Origin of the sequence: Paenibacillus amylolyticus (assembly GCF_050990605.1) — a bacterium.
In the GTDB taxonomy this organism is placed as follows: Bacteria; Bacillota; Bacilli; order Paenibacillales; family Paenibacillaceae; genus Paenibacillus; species Paenibacillus amylolyticus_H.
In genome coordinates this window covers 5,404,956-5,421,800 of the sequence record NZ_CP158832.1, presented here as the reverse complement: position 1 = coordinate 5,421,800, position 16,845 = coordinate 5,404,956, and the positions used below count along the sequence as shown (strand labels likewise).

Here is a 16,845-nt window from a genome sequence, read left to right as displayed (position 1 = left end):
ATTCGGACCGTCCCCGACTTTCCCCTGGGAAGACGGGGGCGGTTTTTTGATGAAACATACAACGCGGTTTTTAAATTGCTGATATAAGATGGTGCATGCAGAACGGAGTGAGCAGAAAGGACCCGAGGAAGCGAAGCGGTCGCATTTATCCCCGGATTTCACCCTTGCTAAAGGGTATAAAGGAAATCCGGGGGTAACGGCGATCCGAGGGTTTTCTGATCACGTAGTGACCACATGAGCATCAAGGGTTTCATTTATAACCAATGACGAATCAAGGTCATTGGATCATCTTTTCGCTACAAAAACGAGTACGTTTTTACTGTTTGATATAAATGTTCTTCTAAAATGGTACATGCAGAACGAAGTGAGCAGAAAGGACCCGAGGAAGCGAAGCGTTCGCTAAGAGCTTTCTGAAAGAAAGCTGGCTTCGGAAGCATAGGCTTATCCCCGGATTTCTCCCTTGTCAAAGGGATTAAAGGAAATCCGGGGGTAACGGCGATCCAAGGGTTTTCTGATCACGGAGTGACCCATGAGCATCAAAGGTTTCATTCATACAATCTTGTTATAAACGAGAGGAGTTAACTTATGAGTTACGTAATTGGCGTCGATCTGGGAACCAGTGCGGTCAAAACCGTGTTGGTCAATCGTGAAGGAAAAGTGGCATTTGAAGCATCCGAGGCATACCCGTTGTACCAACCCAAGGCTGGATACAGTGAACAAAATCCCGAAGATTGGGTAGAGCAGACGATTGTTTCCCTGCGCAAATTGCTCGAAGTGTCTGGTGTGCAGCCTTCGGAAATTGAAGGTATGAGCTTCTCTGGACAGATGCATGGACTGGTCTTGGTAGATGCCGAAGGTAAACCGCTACGGAATGCTATCCTGTGGAACGATACACGCACAACGGCTCAGTGCCGCCGGATCGAAAAAGTGCTGGATGGCAAGCTGTTAAGCATTGCCCGGAACCGCGCCCTTGAAGGCTTTACCTTGCCAAAAATTCTGTGGGTTCAGGAGAACGAGCCTGAACTGCTGCAGCAAGCATCTTTATTCCTGTTACCCAAAGACTATGTGCGTTATCGCCTGACAGGGGATTACGCCATGGATTATTCCGATGCAGCAGGCACCTTGTTGCTGGACGTTGCAGGCAAACAGTGGAGCAAAGAGATTGCAGAAGCATTGGATCTACCAATTTCCCTTTGTCCACGTCTTGTGGAATCGTTTGAGGAAGTGGGCACCTTGTTGCCTGAGATTGCGGATCAAACGGGTCTGGCGGCTGCGACGAAAGTATATGCAGGTGGTGCGGACAATGCATGCGGTGCCATCGGCGCAGGTATTCTTAGTGAAGGACAGACGATGTGCAGCATCGGAACGTCCGGGGTTGTGCTTTCCTACGAAGAGCGTAAAGATCTCGACTTCGAAGGCAAAGTACACTTTTTTAATCACGGGGAGAAAGATGCCTTCTATATTATGGGGGTAACACTTGCCGCAGGATATAGCCTGTCCTGGTTCAAGGATACGTTTGCAGCGGACAAATCATTTGATGTGCTCTTGCAGGGCATTGATCAGATTCCGGCGGGCAGCAACGGATTGTTGTTCACACCATATATCGTTGGGGAGCGTACACCTCATCCGGATGCGAATATCCGTGGCAGCTTCATCGGTATGGATGCAGGACACAAGCTGGAGCACTTTGGACGTGCGGTGATGGAGGGCATTACCTTCTCACTACGCGAGTCCATTGATATTCTGCGTGGTGCAGGTAAAACCGTCAATGAAGTCATCTCCATTGGTGGCGGTGCTAAGAACGAAGCTTGGTTGCAAATGCAGGCGGATGTCTTTAACGCCACGATTGTGAAGCTGGAGAGCGAACAGGGTCCTGCGATGGGTGCAGCAATGCTGGCTGCCTATGGTTGTGGCTGGTTCCCGTCCTTGCAGGAATGTGCAACGGCGTTTATTCGTCCAGCGAAGTCCTATGAGCCGAACCCGGAAACGGTTGCCGTCTATGATGGACTGTTCGCACTCTATCAGGAAGTCTATGGACAGACACGTAGTCTCAATGATCGTTTGGCTGAATACCGTTAATTTATTTACTTCACTACATTAATCTTGTGATTACCTTTAAAAGCATCCGCGAAGGCGGGTGCTTTTTTGTCGTTCATCAAGATTAACCCCATGAAAGGTTGACTTGCCCTGCATATCCGCATTCCCGCTCTGCATAGATTGGAAATAGAGAATTGTAATTCGTCCAGGCATCGTGTGTCCGACATTTTAATAGATAGAAGCTTGAGCATGGGGGTGAAGCTTTGGATGAACATGAGGAGCATGGAAGACCACATATTACCTTGTCGATGATTGTTCGTAATGAGGAGAATCGGTATCTCGGGCAGGCCTTGGAGACACATCGCGCCTGGATTGATCGCGCAGTAATTATTGATGACGGGAGCACGGATGGAACGGTTGCGATGTGTCGGGAACTTCTGGACGGTATTCCACTCGTCTTGGTGGAGAACGCAGCTTCACGTTTTGCAGATGAGGTAAGCCTGAGGAAACAACAATGGGAAGAGACGGTGGCGACCAGTCCGGAGTGGATTTTGAATCTGGATGCGGATGAGATTCTAACCAATGACTTTGGGTTGGTACGGGATCTGCTGCTCAGTGGCAATGAAGATGCGATCTATCTCAGATTGTTTGATATGTGGAGTGAGACGCATTACCGGGAAGATGAGTTCTGGCAGGCCCATGCCTATTATCGGCCATTTCTGATTCGTTATCATCCGGGGATGAACTATGAATGGAAGGAGACACCACAGCATTGTGGTCGTTTTCCGTTAACGATCCAGCATTGGTCTTATGGATGTCATGCTCCCCGGGTGAAGCACTATGGTTGGGCGCGGGAAGAAGACCGCATCCGCAAATATGAACGCTATCAAGCACTGGACCCTGAAGCAAGATACGGTTGGAAGGAACAGTATGAATCGATATTGGATCAAGAGCCACGACTGTTGGCATGGTTCGAATAAGGAGAGGGGGAGTGAGCACGTTGAAGAAAGACCCTTTACGCCAATCGCAAGCAGAATCCCAACCTCAACTAGAGCTGAATTCACATGAGAAAGAGAATCAGAGTAATCGTCCACCGTCCAGACGTTCTGCTAAATCGCAGGAAACCCGCCAATCGGAAAATCTTGAAGCGCTTGTCCAGGAAAGAATACTGATTGCCAGCCCGGTTCGTCAGACAACTCCGGTGCTGCGTGAATTTCTGGATTCTCTGCATGCACTTGAACGAACAACAGTGAAGACGGATTATCTGTTTGTAGACGATAACGTGGAAGAAGCCGCATCGAATATATTGCGTGAATTTGTGCTTCAGCATGAGGGAACGGTTAATCAAGCAGATGAACATGACAGCGGTAGTCCTGACAACAAAGGGGCGTACACCAAAGATGAGGGAGGACACTACTGGCAGGATGAGCAGATTTGGCGTGTAGCCGGTTTGAAAAATCGCATACTGCAATATGCACGCGACAATCATTACGATGCGGTTTTCCTGATTGATTCTGACTTGGTGCTGCATCCACGGACGCTGGAGCAACTTGTATCGAGTGGCAAAGACATTGTATCCAATATCTTTTGGACCCGCTGGCAGCCGGATGCCAGGGAAATGCCACAGGTATGGTTGCAAGATGAGTATGCCTTGTATCGCCGTGGTGGCAAAACATTAGACGGAACCGAGGCGGAGGACGAGGGCACACAAACGACTGCTTTTCTAAATCAGCTGCGGATCCCGGGTTGTTATGAAGTGGGAGGGCTAGGGGCGTGTACCCTTATCCGCAAAAATGTGCTGGCAGCAGGAGTTTCATATGACCAGATTCCCAATGTGTCCTTCTGGGGCGAAGATCGTCATTTTTGCATCCGTGCTCAGGCACTGGGCTTTCGTTTGTTCGTCGATACTCATTTCCCGGCGTACCACATCTATCGTTTGTCCGAACTACCGGGGGTATCTGCCTTTAACCGCAGGGCCAGACGAGGGGAGGAGACGATCAGTATTACCCTGTGTATGATTGTGAAAAATGAAGAAGCTTCCCTCGCCAGATGTCTGGACTCGGTCAACGGTATTGCCGATGAGATTGTAATCGTTGATACCGGTTCAACGGATCGTACCCGTCAGATCGCTTCCAGATATACGGATCGAATTGTTGATTTTGAATGGGTGGATGACTTTGCAGCAGCACGCAACTATGCCTTCGATCAGGCAAAGAGTGAATATATTCTGTGGCTGGATGCCGACGATGTGTTCGAACCGGAAGATCGGGCGAAACTGATCGCCTTGAAACGCTCGCTGGACCCGGATGTTGATAGTGTCACGATGGATTATAATCTGTCATTCACGGTAGATGGAAAAGTATCCTACAGCCTGCGCCGGAATCGCCTGGTGCGTCGGGATCGGCAATTTCGCTGGATTGGCGCGGTCCATGAATATCTGGCTGTAGCGGGCAATCTGCTGCATAGTGATATCGCGGTTACCCACAAGAAAGATAAGGAGTATACCGATCGGAATCTGCGGATTTATCGCAAAAGGGAACAGGCCGGAGAGGAATTCGGACCGCGTGACTTGTACTATTTCGGTAATGAATTGAAGGACCATGGACAGCATGAGGATGCGGTGAAGTATTATGAGAAGTTTCTGGATACCGGGCTGGGCTGGGTGGAAGATCAGATCGCTGCTTGCCAGAAAATTGCGGATTGTGAAGCTGCACTTGAACGTCCGGAGCAGGAAGTCACGGCGTTGTTCCGATCATTTGCCTATGATTTGCCAAGAGCCGAGATTTGCTGTCGATTGGGTGGTTATTTTGCCGACCGTGAAGATTATCGCAAGTCCCTGTTCTGGTACGAACAGGCGACTTGTGCTGTGCGTCCTGATGATCCTATGGTAGTGCTGAATGAAGCAGCCTGGACCTGGATGCCGCATCTGCAACTCTGTGTGTGTTATGACCGGATGGGTAATCGTGCCAAGGCCCGGGAACATAATGATATCGCACTCGCCTATCATCCAACACATCCGAGCATGTTATATAACGATCGATACTTTAAAGATTTGGAGAAGGATAACGTGTTGGAAAATGCCTAGTATTTCGTTGGCAATGCAATGATGCCTCTTTCGTGGAATTGAATGGGTGAAGCAGCCCATGTTCCCATGAAGAGGTTTTTTACGTTGAAATGCAATCATTTTATAGTATCTCTCGAATTCGGAACTCACTTCAGAAATGGATTAATGTATTTCATCCAGGGGAGGATATGCTTTACAATAATGAATAACGGAAAAGCGGTGAACATGATTACCTGTCTTCGGCTGCCGAATTGATGAAGCAAGGGGAACTGGATATGAATCTGACGGAAGTATTATTGGAATCGAGGCTGGTCGCAATCGTACGCGGTATTAGCCGTGAAGCGGCAGTAACAGCTGGACAAGGTATGACAAGTGGTGGAATCCGACTGATGGAAGTCACACTGAATACACCTGGAGCACATGATATTATTGCAGACTGGAGGGAGCGGCATGAAGGAAAAGCTTATGTTGGAGCGGGTACAGTACTGAATGTGCAGATGGCAAAGGAAGCAGTCGCTGCAGGCGCACAATTTCTGGTGTCTCCCAATGTCGATCTGTCTGTCATTGAATATGCTGTAGAACATGGTGTCGAGATCTGGCCTGGAGCCATGACACCCACGGAGATTGTCGCTGCCCATGAAGCGGGAGCACGAGTTGTGAAGCTGTTTCCGATGGCGAGTCTGGGCATTCCGTATCTGCGGGAGATCAAAGCCCCACTGAACCACATTCCTCTGTTGGCAACAGGTGGTGCCACACTGGAGAATATTGCTGATTATTATGCAGCGGGCGCAGCTGCAGTGGGTCTGGGAAGTGCACTTTTACCACGAGAAGCCCTTATAGCAGGAGATCATGAGCAGATTGCAGCATGTGCACGGAGATTTGTGGAAGCAGCTAAAGCCTAGACTCCAGTGTCAGATGAGGAATATGTATATTTGGGTATATATATGAGGATGCCTTTAGATTATTTTTGAACCAATCTTTATCATAAAAACCCATGTCGTTTAACGTGCAGTTCATTCTATTGTCTTATGATGGACGTATGTCAGAGCCGGAGAGGAGAGATGCCTTGTGAAAGCTAAAACAATGATAGGCGGAATGCTCGCCGTGGCTGCAGTAACGGCAGGTGGATTATGGAAGGCGGCGGTAAAGAGCCAGACGCCCAAGAAAATCCCTATCACCCTGACACCTCCAATGCCATTTGAGGACGTGACCTTTGAGAGTGGGGGAGGTCGGGTGCATGGGTGGTTCATCCCGGCCAGAGCCGACATTCCGAAACCATGGCCGCTCGTTATTATTGCACATGGCTGGGGCTCCAATCGCTCCCGTGTTCTTCGTTATGCAAGGCCGATCTGGGAAGCGGGATATGCCTTGTTTATGTATGATGTGCGTAGTCATGGGGCCAGCGATCCGGTTCGTGCTGCATCTGCCTACCTGTTCCGGGATGATCTGCTCGCGGCGTTGCAGTATACAACTGCACGACCAGAGATTGATGCAGATGCCATTGGAGTGCTTGGACATTCTTTGGGTGGACTGGGCACGATTCTTGCAGTGACGGAGGGAATTCCAGTATCAGCAGTGATCACGGACTCGATGCCATCGCAATTTGAGGTAATCGTCAGTTCAGAGCTGAGACGCCGGCGTCTGCCCTTGTTTCCACTAGCCCAGTTAATTCCGAGAATCTGGTTCTGGCGACTGGGTGAATCTTTGAAATCCTATCGTCAGCGTGATCCGGTGATGATGCTGAATGAACGGCGCAGGGGGATGCAACTGCCGATGCTTATGGTGCACTCCAAGGGAGATAATTTCATTCCCCCGAGTGAGCTTGAATACTTTATGTCCAAAGCCGATCCGCCTGTTGAACATCTGTGGGTCAACAGCGGAGGACACAGTTGTTCCGAGGAAGATCCCGCCTTCTGGGATACCGTTATTCCATTTTTGAAAACCCATGTCCAAGGACAAGTGAAGTCGAACGATTCGTCTATAGCGAGTAGTTAACAGGTAGAATCAGCCTACATAAGCGTGCAGGCTAACAGAGAAAACGCCAACGTGGTTGGCGTTTTTTTGCTGTTATTAGCAATATGCAGAAATTCACATTTGTAAATTTGCGCCGAAAACGACGATTAAAAAGGAAGCTTATGGTATCATAGAATAGACTGGCAATATTCATGCGAGGTTATTTGTTATGCTTCTTTGTATGAAATTGAAGGGAGAGGTCGAGATTTGAGTTTGAATTGGAAGTTTAATGTACGCATCAAAATGTTCGCCACCAAAGCAACAACTGCAGCGATGGCAACACTGCTGCTTGCTTCGCAAACACCAGGTTTTGCAGGCAGTGCATCAGCCGCGCAAGCAGAACAGGTGAATGAAGCGACAACGGGGGAAAATGATCAACTAGACGCAACCAGCAATGACGTGCCTGAGGGAGCGAAAATCTCATCCAGGCAAGCCAGTGAGAATATACTTAAATTATTTCCATTGTTAAAAAAAGCAACGATCTCATCTGCACGATTCGATTCACCTAATTCCTATCCACCGCCAGAATACAAGGCATGGGAGATTGGATTCCAGATTACGCAAGGCAATCATACATCAGGATTCAGTGCAACTGTACATGCAGGCACAGGGGAAGTGTTAAGTGTACATTTGCCATCGGATGTCATGGATAAACATGTCTCGGCATCGGATGTGAAGCTAACCAAAGCTGAAGCCGAAGAAAAGGCCGTGGCATTGTTGTACCAAGCGATTCCAGGTCTTAAGGATAATGAATATGCTCCGCTTGGAGATCTGTATTCTTCGATCGAACAACAGTCGTTGTTTGGCAGAACAGAGTATCGATATGGTTACCAGTTAAAACATGACGGATTGTTATCTGACGCAGAGACGGTCTACATCAATGTGGACGAAAGTGGTTGGGTGACAGGTTACTCGCGAGGTACTACCGCAGCCAAGTATCCCTCATCGAAACCGGCAGCTTCAGAAGAGAAGGCCAGACAGCAGTTTGAAGAACAGTTCGAAGTGGAACTGGCTTATATCTCCAAAGATCGTCTGTCTTCCAAACAGGGTCAGCAGTACTATCTTGCATATACACCGAAAGATATCAGTATCGTTCCGATTGAAGCCAATACGTTGGAACGGATAAACACATTAACAGGTAAAGCTGTAGATGAGAACTCTTTACAGCAGGATACGAAGTTGAAAGGCGATGTGATTCCTTTTGTCCCGGCGACTGGTGCGCGATTAAATGTTCAGCAGGCCGCCAATCGGGTTGCAACGAACTTTGATATTCCCAAGGGTTATAAGCTGGAACATAGCCAGTTGGGCAAGGGATATTACTCAAGTCCGAACAATCAGGTATGGAGTCTGAGCTGGAGCGATCGAAGTGCCAATATGTCCTATATGTTTATGCGGGATATCTCAGCACAGGTCGATGCTGTCACTGGACAGATCTACAGCTATACGATGATGCAACGAATGGGATCGGAGATGGAGCAGGAGAAGCCAGCTATAGAGAAGGAAGGAAGCACCGTAACGAGGAAGCAGGCGGAGAAACTGGCGATGAATACAGTCATTGCACTAGTTCCAGATGCAACGGAGCAGTTCCGACTTGCCAACGTGATTGAGGTGGACGATGCTCGCACATTTTTGTTCCAGCGTTATCTGAACGGAATTCCGGTTAAGGATGATACCGCACAAGTACAGGTACTGAACAACGGTACAATTAACGAGTTCTATACGCGTATTGCTGCTACGCCGGAACAACTGCCGGCAGATCTTAAGCCAGCCATCAGTTATGAAGAGGCCAAGGCAATCTATCTGAAGGAGTTCAAGTTGGTTCTGGCGTATTCCCGTTATGGCGGTTATGGGTTGAACGGTGGTCAAGTCATCCCGGCGGGGGTGAATCTTGCTTATATGCCTACACGCGATGAGAATTCAATCTATGGAAACTATGAAGCGCTGGATGCGAACACAGGAAAGTGGACGCCTTTATACGGAGACACCAGCTCTGCAACCAAGACGGAACCCACGGATATCTCGGGCCATGTGGCCGAAGCTGCGCTTCGCAATATGACACAGCATGGCGTATTAGTTGCGGATGAGCAGGGACGTGTATTCCCGGATCGTGTGATTACTCGAGGAGATTGGTTTAACTATCTGGCAAGAGCAATTAATCCAAATATGGATCTGTACTACAGTGGGGACGGAGAAGACAAGTTATATGCTGATGTGACGCCTGATAGCCCGTATTATAAGGCAGTTCGGGCATTAATCGATCAACGCTGGCTTGCCGGAGCGGACCCTGAACAGAATCTGAATCCGCAGGAAGAGATGACACGTGAAGAATTGGCAGTGCTGCTTGTGCGTATATTACGCTATGAGAAGCTGGCCGGATTCTACACATTGCCATCGGATCTTCCCAACATTGCGGATGCCAGTGCCATTACGAGTAAGGGAGCGGTTTCCCTGAGTCTGAAACTGGGATTGCTTCCTTCGATTGAAGGACGATTCATGCCTGCACGTAAAGTGACGGTAGCTGAAGCTTCACAGGTATTGGAACGACTTGCGAAGCTTCAAGGCAAGACCGATACGTTTATGAGTGGCAATCGTCTGTATTAGACGAGATATCACTCATATTAAGCCCGTATCAATCATAGGATGAAGATAACGGGTACTCGTGATTCATTGAACTGAAGATCAAAGGGACCTTCCATAGAAGGTCTCTTTTGATTTAATTTTTACAAAAATTATATTATATCAACTAACATTTACACGATAACGGAGAGGTCAGAAATAACTTGAGGAAGCGAAGCGTGCGCCTAAAAGCTTTCTGAAAGAAAGCTACGTCGGAAGCATACACTATCACCGGATTTTTCCTTTTGAATAAAGGATCAAAAAAATCTGGGGATAACAGCGATCGGAAAGTTGTTCTGACATCGGAGTGTTAGTGTAAATATTCTTTAGTTGAAATGATATAGAAGAATGACGCCAGAGCCTTTTGTGATACAATAGGGCGTGAGAACTTTGCAAAGAAGGGTGGGTTCCTTTCATGGGTAAGAACGGGAAACGAATTATCACCATACTGCTGGCAGGCTGTCTGATTGCTGTAGCGTTACCACGTACGGTTGATCTGGATCAACTGTATGCTGCATCAGGAACATCAGATATATCCACAACAACAGATTTGCGCCAGACCTTGCTTACCGCAATGTCACAGCGAACGGAGGAACTTGTTTTTACATACAAAGGCAATGTGAAAGGCCTCAAAAAACAATTACAAACCTCCATCGATGAGGCAATGAAGAGTGACCCCTATATCCAATATACCGTTAAAAGTTACGCATTTAATTATAAAGGCTCCAATGTGTCGGCCGAGGTGCATGTGACTCTCTCCTACCGGGAGACCAAGGAACAGACCGATTATGTGAATCGTAAAGTCACGAACGTGTTGAAAGAAATCATCAAACCAGGCATGACGGATCATGAGAAGGTCAAGGTCATCCATGACTGGATTGTACTTAACCTTTCCTACGATACCTCTCTGAAGAAATATACGGCCTATGACGGTCTTGTTACAGGCAGTACCGTCTGTCAGGGATATTCATTGCTGGCTTATCGGATGCTGGAGCGAGTAGGTATCGAAAACCGGATTGTGGAAGGTACAGCAGGCGGGCAGCTTCATGCCTGGAATATTGTGAACCTGGACGGCAAGTGGTATCACATGGACACCACCTGGGATGATCCTACCCCTGACCGCAAAGGTAAGGTTAGCCACAGCTATTATTTGCTGAGCGATGATGAGATGGCACGTGACCATATCTGGACAGGCAAAAGCAAGTACCCCGCAGCGCCAGCACCATATCGAGAAGCTTTATTAAAGCTGGTGAAGGCCGGAGATAGCAAAAAAGCCGCTCATCAGAAGCTGTACCATGCTCTGGACTATTCCCTGTATGATGAACAGGATGCCGTCAAAGGTCATGCTGCGCTGAAGACCAAGGTTCAAAGTACACTGAAGGAAGGCGGAACCTCGCTCACGTTCAGGTACAAGGGTACAGAGGCTGGACTGATTAAAGATTTGCAGGGTTTGTACCAGCTTGGTATGAAATCGATCTCTTATTATGTGTCCAAAATGGAAGGTACTGCCGATCTGCGCGTCAAAATTAACTGGACACGATAACAACCGTTTTGAACAGGATGCTCCGCTTACGGAGTGTCCTTTTTTGCATTCAACTTTGTGTTCAAAAACGAGGGTTTTAGTGTTGTCTATTTTTTGTATAGGTCGCTTTGCTATTCTAATCTTCGGCGTATGCCAACACTACGTACGAGGAGGATATGCAAAAAATGAGGAAAAAAGTGAGCATAGTGATCATTGCTCTGTTGCTGGTCACGCAAATGATGCAGGGTTGGATATTTACACCAACCATGCATGCTCAGGATGAATTGACTAATTTGCCAGCCAGTGCAATGAGTGATACAGCGTCAGAAGAAGGTTTGGCAGATTCGGAAGAGGTGAACAACCTTGCTGCCACTCCGGAAGAAGAGGAGGGAGATCTTGACCAGAGTAGTTTAGCTATGGCAGCTGCTGGTCCGGTAATTACAGAACATTTGATTACCAGTGTGCAGATGTACAATCAGGCACCGCAAGACAATGGGAATGGAACGATCGAAATCAAAGGCGAGAAGATTGAGGATATTCGTCCACGTATTCAGGATGAGGTGGCTGTCGTCTTTACATGGGGGCTTGCAGATGACAACCACAACTACAGCGATGGTTCCACATACACCTTCAACTTGCCCGATAAATTCATCATAGGATCACAGCTTAAAGGTAATCTGGATGGTGGTGTTGGAGAGTATGTGGTGAATCCAGATGGCACAATCGTGTTTACCTTTAATGAACTGATCGAGCATGCGCAGCTGGAAGGTAACTTCTACGTGTGGATTAAGTTTGATGAGAGCAAGATGGAAGATGGCTTGAAACAACAGATAGATTTTAGTTCCGTGGGGCAGGGCAGCATTGATGTACATTTTGCCAACACAGCCGTAGATAAGTTGAAGAAATCGGGAAGCGCAAACAAAAATAACTTCAACTCGGATGAAATTAAATGGACCGTAGATTTTAACCAAGGCGAGAAGGCTATGAAAAATGCGGTTCTTACAGATACGTTGCCAGCAGACTTGGAACTCAAGGGCAATATCGAAATTCGTGAATTGCAAGTGCAATTGAATGGATCTGTAAAAGAAGGTCCAGTCGTTCAAACCGAACCACAGTTTCCAATTGTATTAGGAGACACAGAAAAGGCCTATCGTGTAACCTATACAACGAGTGTTAAAGCACCAACCACTGCTCCATTCACCAACGTGGAGTATCAAAACCAGGTTGCGCTTACAACGGATCAGAGCGAGCACGACGAAACAGATATTGGCCGAGTTCGAGTGAGTTTTAATGAGCCTTTGAACAAGTCAGGGCAAGATAGTGCGTATGATCCAGTGACACAGACGATCACATGGAAAGTTCAATATAACTACAATCAGCAAGAAATCATGCAAACGAATGCATGGATTGAAGACCGCTTTGATACGGCAAAACAGCAACTGATCAACAATTCCGTCAACGTGTATCAAGTGGACATTAATGCAAGTGGAGCAGCTTCGAACAGAACACTGATCAATCCGAATGAATACACACTCGAAGCGATGGGTACAGGTTTCGATGATGGCTTCAGATTACATTTTAAAAACGATATTACAAAGGCCTATGAGATCGAATACGATACACAATCCATTCATCGTGTTTATACAAATGACACCATTACGAACACAGTGAACATGTATGATGGTACTTCGAAAACAGGCCGGAGAGACATTCAAGAAGTCATTTTTGCAAAGAGTGTAAAAAGTGAAAACTTCAACACAAAAGAAATCGAATGGCAGATGGTGTTGAACCGTGATTTGCAGGACATGACGGATATCGTCATCACCGACAATTACGAAGGCAGTCATATGAAACTGATTCCGGGTAGTCTTCAAGTGAGCGGTGTTAACCAAGACGACTTTGAACTGATTCCCGAGCCGGCTGATCCTACGTATGAAAAAGGATTCTCACTTCGCTTGAAGGACGGCGTAACGCTTAGTACGGAGCATGTTATTACTTATAAGACAAGCTTTGATCCAACAGCAGGTATGCCAACGAATGATGAATATCGCAACTCGGCCAAGATCGATTGGGAAGAGTCCAATGTAGCACAAACAGCGATTACCAAATCGGCTATGGTCAAACCTCAAGACTACACGATTCAAAATGGTAACAAAAAGGGTGAATATAGCGCCAAAGATAAAACGATCACCTGGACAATTGATGTAAACTATAACTTGTTTGATATTCAGGATGCAATTCTCAAGGATGCTTACACTGGAGACCAATCTTTCGTAGACGGTTCATTAAAGGTTCATGAGCTGGTGTTGCAGGGAGAAAATAATGTTACTGCAATCGGTGGCGAGGTTGCGCTGACTGATGGACAATTCCAGCTGAACGCGGACGGTAAAGGTTTTGCGTTGGATCTGGGTAACATCGGCAAAGGAGCTTATCGCATTCAGTATCAAACGAGCCTGGATGGATCTTATTCCGTGGAAGGCACGTATGCCAACCAGGCCGTACTAACCGATGGTGAGGGCGGTGAAGAGCGCTTTAACAGATCAGCGAGCGTCACGCCTGCTCACGGTGGTGTGTACGTACAAAAAACAGGTCAACAGATCGGTACAACGGATAAAGCATCATGGACGGTAAATATCAATCCAAGTCAATCTTATGTTCCAGCGGGTTCTCCATTAACAGATACCCTGTCGGAGAACCAAATTTTATTGGCTGATTCATTGAAATTATATGCAACGAACCTGCCTGCCAACAATTCAGGCAATGTCTCCACCAAGGCTGGACTGGTTGATCCGGCTGATTATGAATTGGTTGTGGAGGACAATACATTTACCTTCACCTTCAAGAAAGATATCCATACTGCATTCATTTTGGAATATCAGTCCTATATTAATGCGGATCATGGCGCCCGAATTGAGAATAAGGTTGAATTTGCAGGCCAATCTTCCTCGGTAATCGGAGAAGGTAATCAGTCGGGAATCAAAGTTTCCTTGGCTGGAGCAGGTGGAGGAGCCTCTACAGGTCTGGGCAAAATCAGAATTCACAAAGTCAGTGATACTGGGCTTCCACTGGAAGGAGCCATATTCGCAATCTATAATGCGTCTGGAACTACGCTCCTGGAAACATTGAAACCAACGGACGAGAATGGTGTGGTTGAAAGCTCCAGAAACTATCGATTAAACAATCTAACCAACGGTGTACCTTATAAGTTAAAAGAATTATCTGCACCGGCAGGATACTTGGTTGATCCTGAATATGGCTCTGCCTCAGGTAAAACGATTGAATTTAAGGATGCGGATATTGCTTTTGAAATTGAAAATAAAAAGATTCGTCAAGGCTTTGAATTAACCAAGGTAGATGCGGTGGACTCCTCCAAGACACTTAAAGGTGCAACTTTCGAATTGTACTCCAAGGACGGCGCAATGCGAGAGAAAATCGATGAGTTAACGACAGGGGAAGATGGGAAGATCGCCAAAGGTGGACTGTTGCCAGGGGATTATGAGCTGGTAGAAGTTGTGGCACCTGAGTTTTATCAATTGGATGCTACACCAATTCCGTTCACGATTGTTGAGAATCAGACGGAGAGTATTACATTGACGAACTCTAATGCAATGGGTGCAGGTGGTAAACTTGTCGTTACCAAAGTAAATGCCAAGGATCAGTCCGTATTAAGCGGAATTGAATTCGAATTGCGTGATCGTTCCAACATTGCTATCGATACAAAAGTAACCGATCTCAATGGTGTCATTGAATTCGACGGTTTGGACTATGGCCCATATACATTAGTAGAGACCAAGGCAGAAGGCTTTGTTATTGAACAGCCGGAGACGCTTGTATCTATTATCAAACCGGAAACTCAATTGACCATTGAAAATAAAAAAAATGATCGTTCCGTGAAATTGATTAAAACCAATGCGGGTCGAACTCAGCATCTTCAAGGAGCTGTGTTTGAATTGCGGGCTCAAACTGCATTGATGGATGCAAATGGGAATTGGGAGTTCCACAAGGTAACAGGTCTGGATGAAGCTACACTGACAACCAATCAACAAGGTGTAATTGTACTTGAAGACCTGGATATCAATAAATATCAGTTGGTTGAGATAAAAGCGCCTAACGGATATATCTTGGACACAACACCCGTACCATTTGAGATTACGAACATACAAACGGAAGCTGTAGTTGTGGAAAAAACAAATCAGGCTATTCCGGTATCGGGTGGTGGGTCGAGTGGACCTTATAATCCGGGAACACCTACCACGGGTGTAACACCAAATCCGGAGAAACCAGTAACACCGGGACCGGAAACACCAGAAACGTCTATCCCAGGCACAGTTGTTACTGGACCTACTGAACCTGAAGACGGAACCGAAGTTCCAACAGATGAAGATAACGGAGTAGCTCCTCCTTCACCTGGCGTTTCCAACGGTGACGACACTGCACCTCCAGTTGGGGATACAGATGCACCGGATGGGGAGGGTGCACTCGCACCTCCGGCTGGAACGGATACAGATGGATCACAGGGCAATGAAAATTCTGCATCACAGCCAAACGGAAATTCTGGATCTCAGGGAATGCTGCCACAAACAGGTGAAGAGAGCACAATGGCTTACACTGCTGTGGGCATGATGCTGATGGCGCTAGGTAGCGCGGGATTCATGTACTTCCGCCGCAGACAACAGCTTCAACGTTAGATTGCAGTACGTAATGCAGGAACAGATCATTATATTCAGATAAAAACACCCTCTAGCTTTCACACGTGACCCAGAGTCACGGTGTGAATATACTAGAGGGTGTTTTATTTTATTTCTGCTGAGCCTGAGGGAGATCAAAATCCGGCAACCTCTGGATTCACTTCAATAGCTCTTACAATTAGGCGATGTGTTGGATTGACGAGTGGATCACAGGTAATCAAGGTAAGGACCTGTCCAAGCCCGGGATCCTCCAGCACAGATAAGTCATTTGGCTCCACAACGGATATCTGATCTACCTTATATTGGATAATCGTTCGATCTGCCAGGGTGACTTCCATTGAATCGTCAATCTGGAGTTCTCCCAGACGATTGAACAGTCGTCCTTTTTTGTGGGCGCGATGAGCGGCTATGGCAGCATTGCCTTTGTTACCGATCCTAGTGGTTTCAACAAGATGGGTTGCAGCTACCTTCATATTGGCCTCCGTTGCACCCTCCAGGATAGGTAAGCGGACATCAATCTTGTCAATCGATAGTATTCCTAACGTATCCGAAGAGACCTCTTGCACTGTAGCTGTATTGTCAGTAGTCGGCCCGGCGGAAGTTGCACCCTGCATGCCCTGTTCGAAGGAATGATTAAGCTTGGATAAGCCGTTTTGCAATTGCTCCAGATCGTTCATGACACGGGTTTGCTGCCAGTCATAATACGTTCCCCGCAGGAAAGAAAAACTGATGATCAGGATGCCCAGTAGAACGAGCAGAATAGAGAATTTTTTCATTATACATCAACTCCCGTTGTCCAAGAAAAATAATATACCTTTCTCTATTTTACTTACGGACCTATACAAAATATGGACAGGAACAGAAGTACATACAGGAATTGATCAGGGGGGAGAGTCGAACGAAAA

Annotated in this window: 9 protein-coding genes; 8 read left to right on the top strand and 1 reads right to left on the bottom strand. The window is 46.9% G+C overall.

Annotated elements, in window-relative coordinates; genetic code table 11:
* Window positions 1-585: 585 nt before the first annotated feature.
* The 8 genes from xylB to ABTV53_RS23900 all read left to right on the top strand — a co-directional run bounded on the left by xylB (window position 586) and on the right by ABTV53_RS23900 (window position 15,940).
* Window positions 586-2,079, top strand: a complete 1,494-nt coding sequence (gene xylB / locus ABTV53_RS23935; protein ID WP_433747227.1) for a xylulokinase — start codon at window positions 586-588, stop codon at window positions 2,077-2,079.
* 221 nt (window positions 2,080-2,300) lie between these two features.
* Entirely contained in the window at window positions 2,301-3,017 is a 717-nt protein-coding gene (locus tag ABTV53_RS23930) for a glycosyltransferase family 2 protein (protein ID WP_433747225.1), read from the top strand.
* 1,034 nt (window positions 3,018-4,051) lie between these two features.
* Entirely contained in the window at window positions 4,052-5,122 is a 1,071-nt protein-coding gene (locus ABTV53_RS23925) for a glycosyltransferase (protein WP_433754334.1), read from the top strand.
* Between the two features lie 254 nt (window positions 5,123-5,376).
* On the top strand, window positions 5,377-6,003 hold the full coding sequence (locus ABTV53_RS23920) for a bifunctional 4-hydroxy-2-oxoglutarate aldolase/2-dehydro-3-deoxy-phosphogluconate aldolase (protein WP_433747222.1): 627 nt from the start codon (window positions 5,377-5,379) through the stop codon (window positions 6,001-6,003).
* A 166-nt stretch (window positions 6,004-6,169) separates the two neighbouring features.
* On the top strand, window positions 6,170-7,096 hold the full coding sequence (locus ABTV53_RS23915) for an alpha/beta hydrolase (RefSeq protein WP_433747219.1): 927 nt from the start codon (window positions 6,170-6,172) through the stop codon (window positions 7,094-7,096).
* A gap of 225 nt (window positions 7,097-7,321) precedes the next feature.
* Window positions 7,322-9,715: an S-layer homology domain-containing protein gene (locus ABTV53_RS23910; RefSeq protein WP_433747216.1), complete on the top strand. Its 2,394-nt coding sequence runs from the start codon at window positions 7,322-7,324 to the stop codon at window positions 9,713-9,715.
* Between the two features lie 430 nt (window positions 9,716-10,145).
* On the top strand, window positions 10,146-11,273 hold the full coding sequence (locus tag ABTV53_RS23905; protein WP_433747213.1) for a transglutaminase domain-containing protein: 1,128 nt from the start codon (window positions 10,146-10,148) through the stop codon (window positions 11,271-11,273).
* 164 nt (window positions 11,274-11,437) lie between these two features.
* Window positions 11,438-15,940 (top strand): collagen binding domain-containing protein, encoded by a 4,503-nt coding sequence (locus ABTV53_RS23900; protein WP_433747210.1) that lies wholly within the window; start codon window positions 11,438-11,440, stop codon window positions 15,938-15,940.
* 134 nt (window positions 15,941-16,074) lie between these two features.
* On the opposite strand, the gene ABTV53_RS23895 is transcribed toward ABTV53_RS23900, so the two are convergent.
* Window positions 16,075-16,716: a class D sortase gene (locus ABTV53_RS23895; RefSeq protein WP_433747207.1), complete on the bottom strand. Its 642-nt coding sequence runs from the start codon at window positions 16,714-16,716 to the stop codon at window positions 16,075-16,077.
* Between the last annotated feature and the right edge of the window lie 129 nt (window positions 16,717-16,845).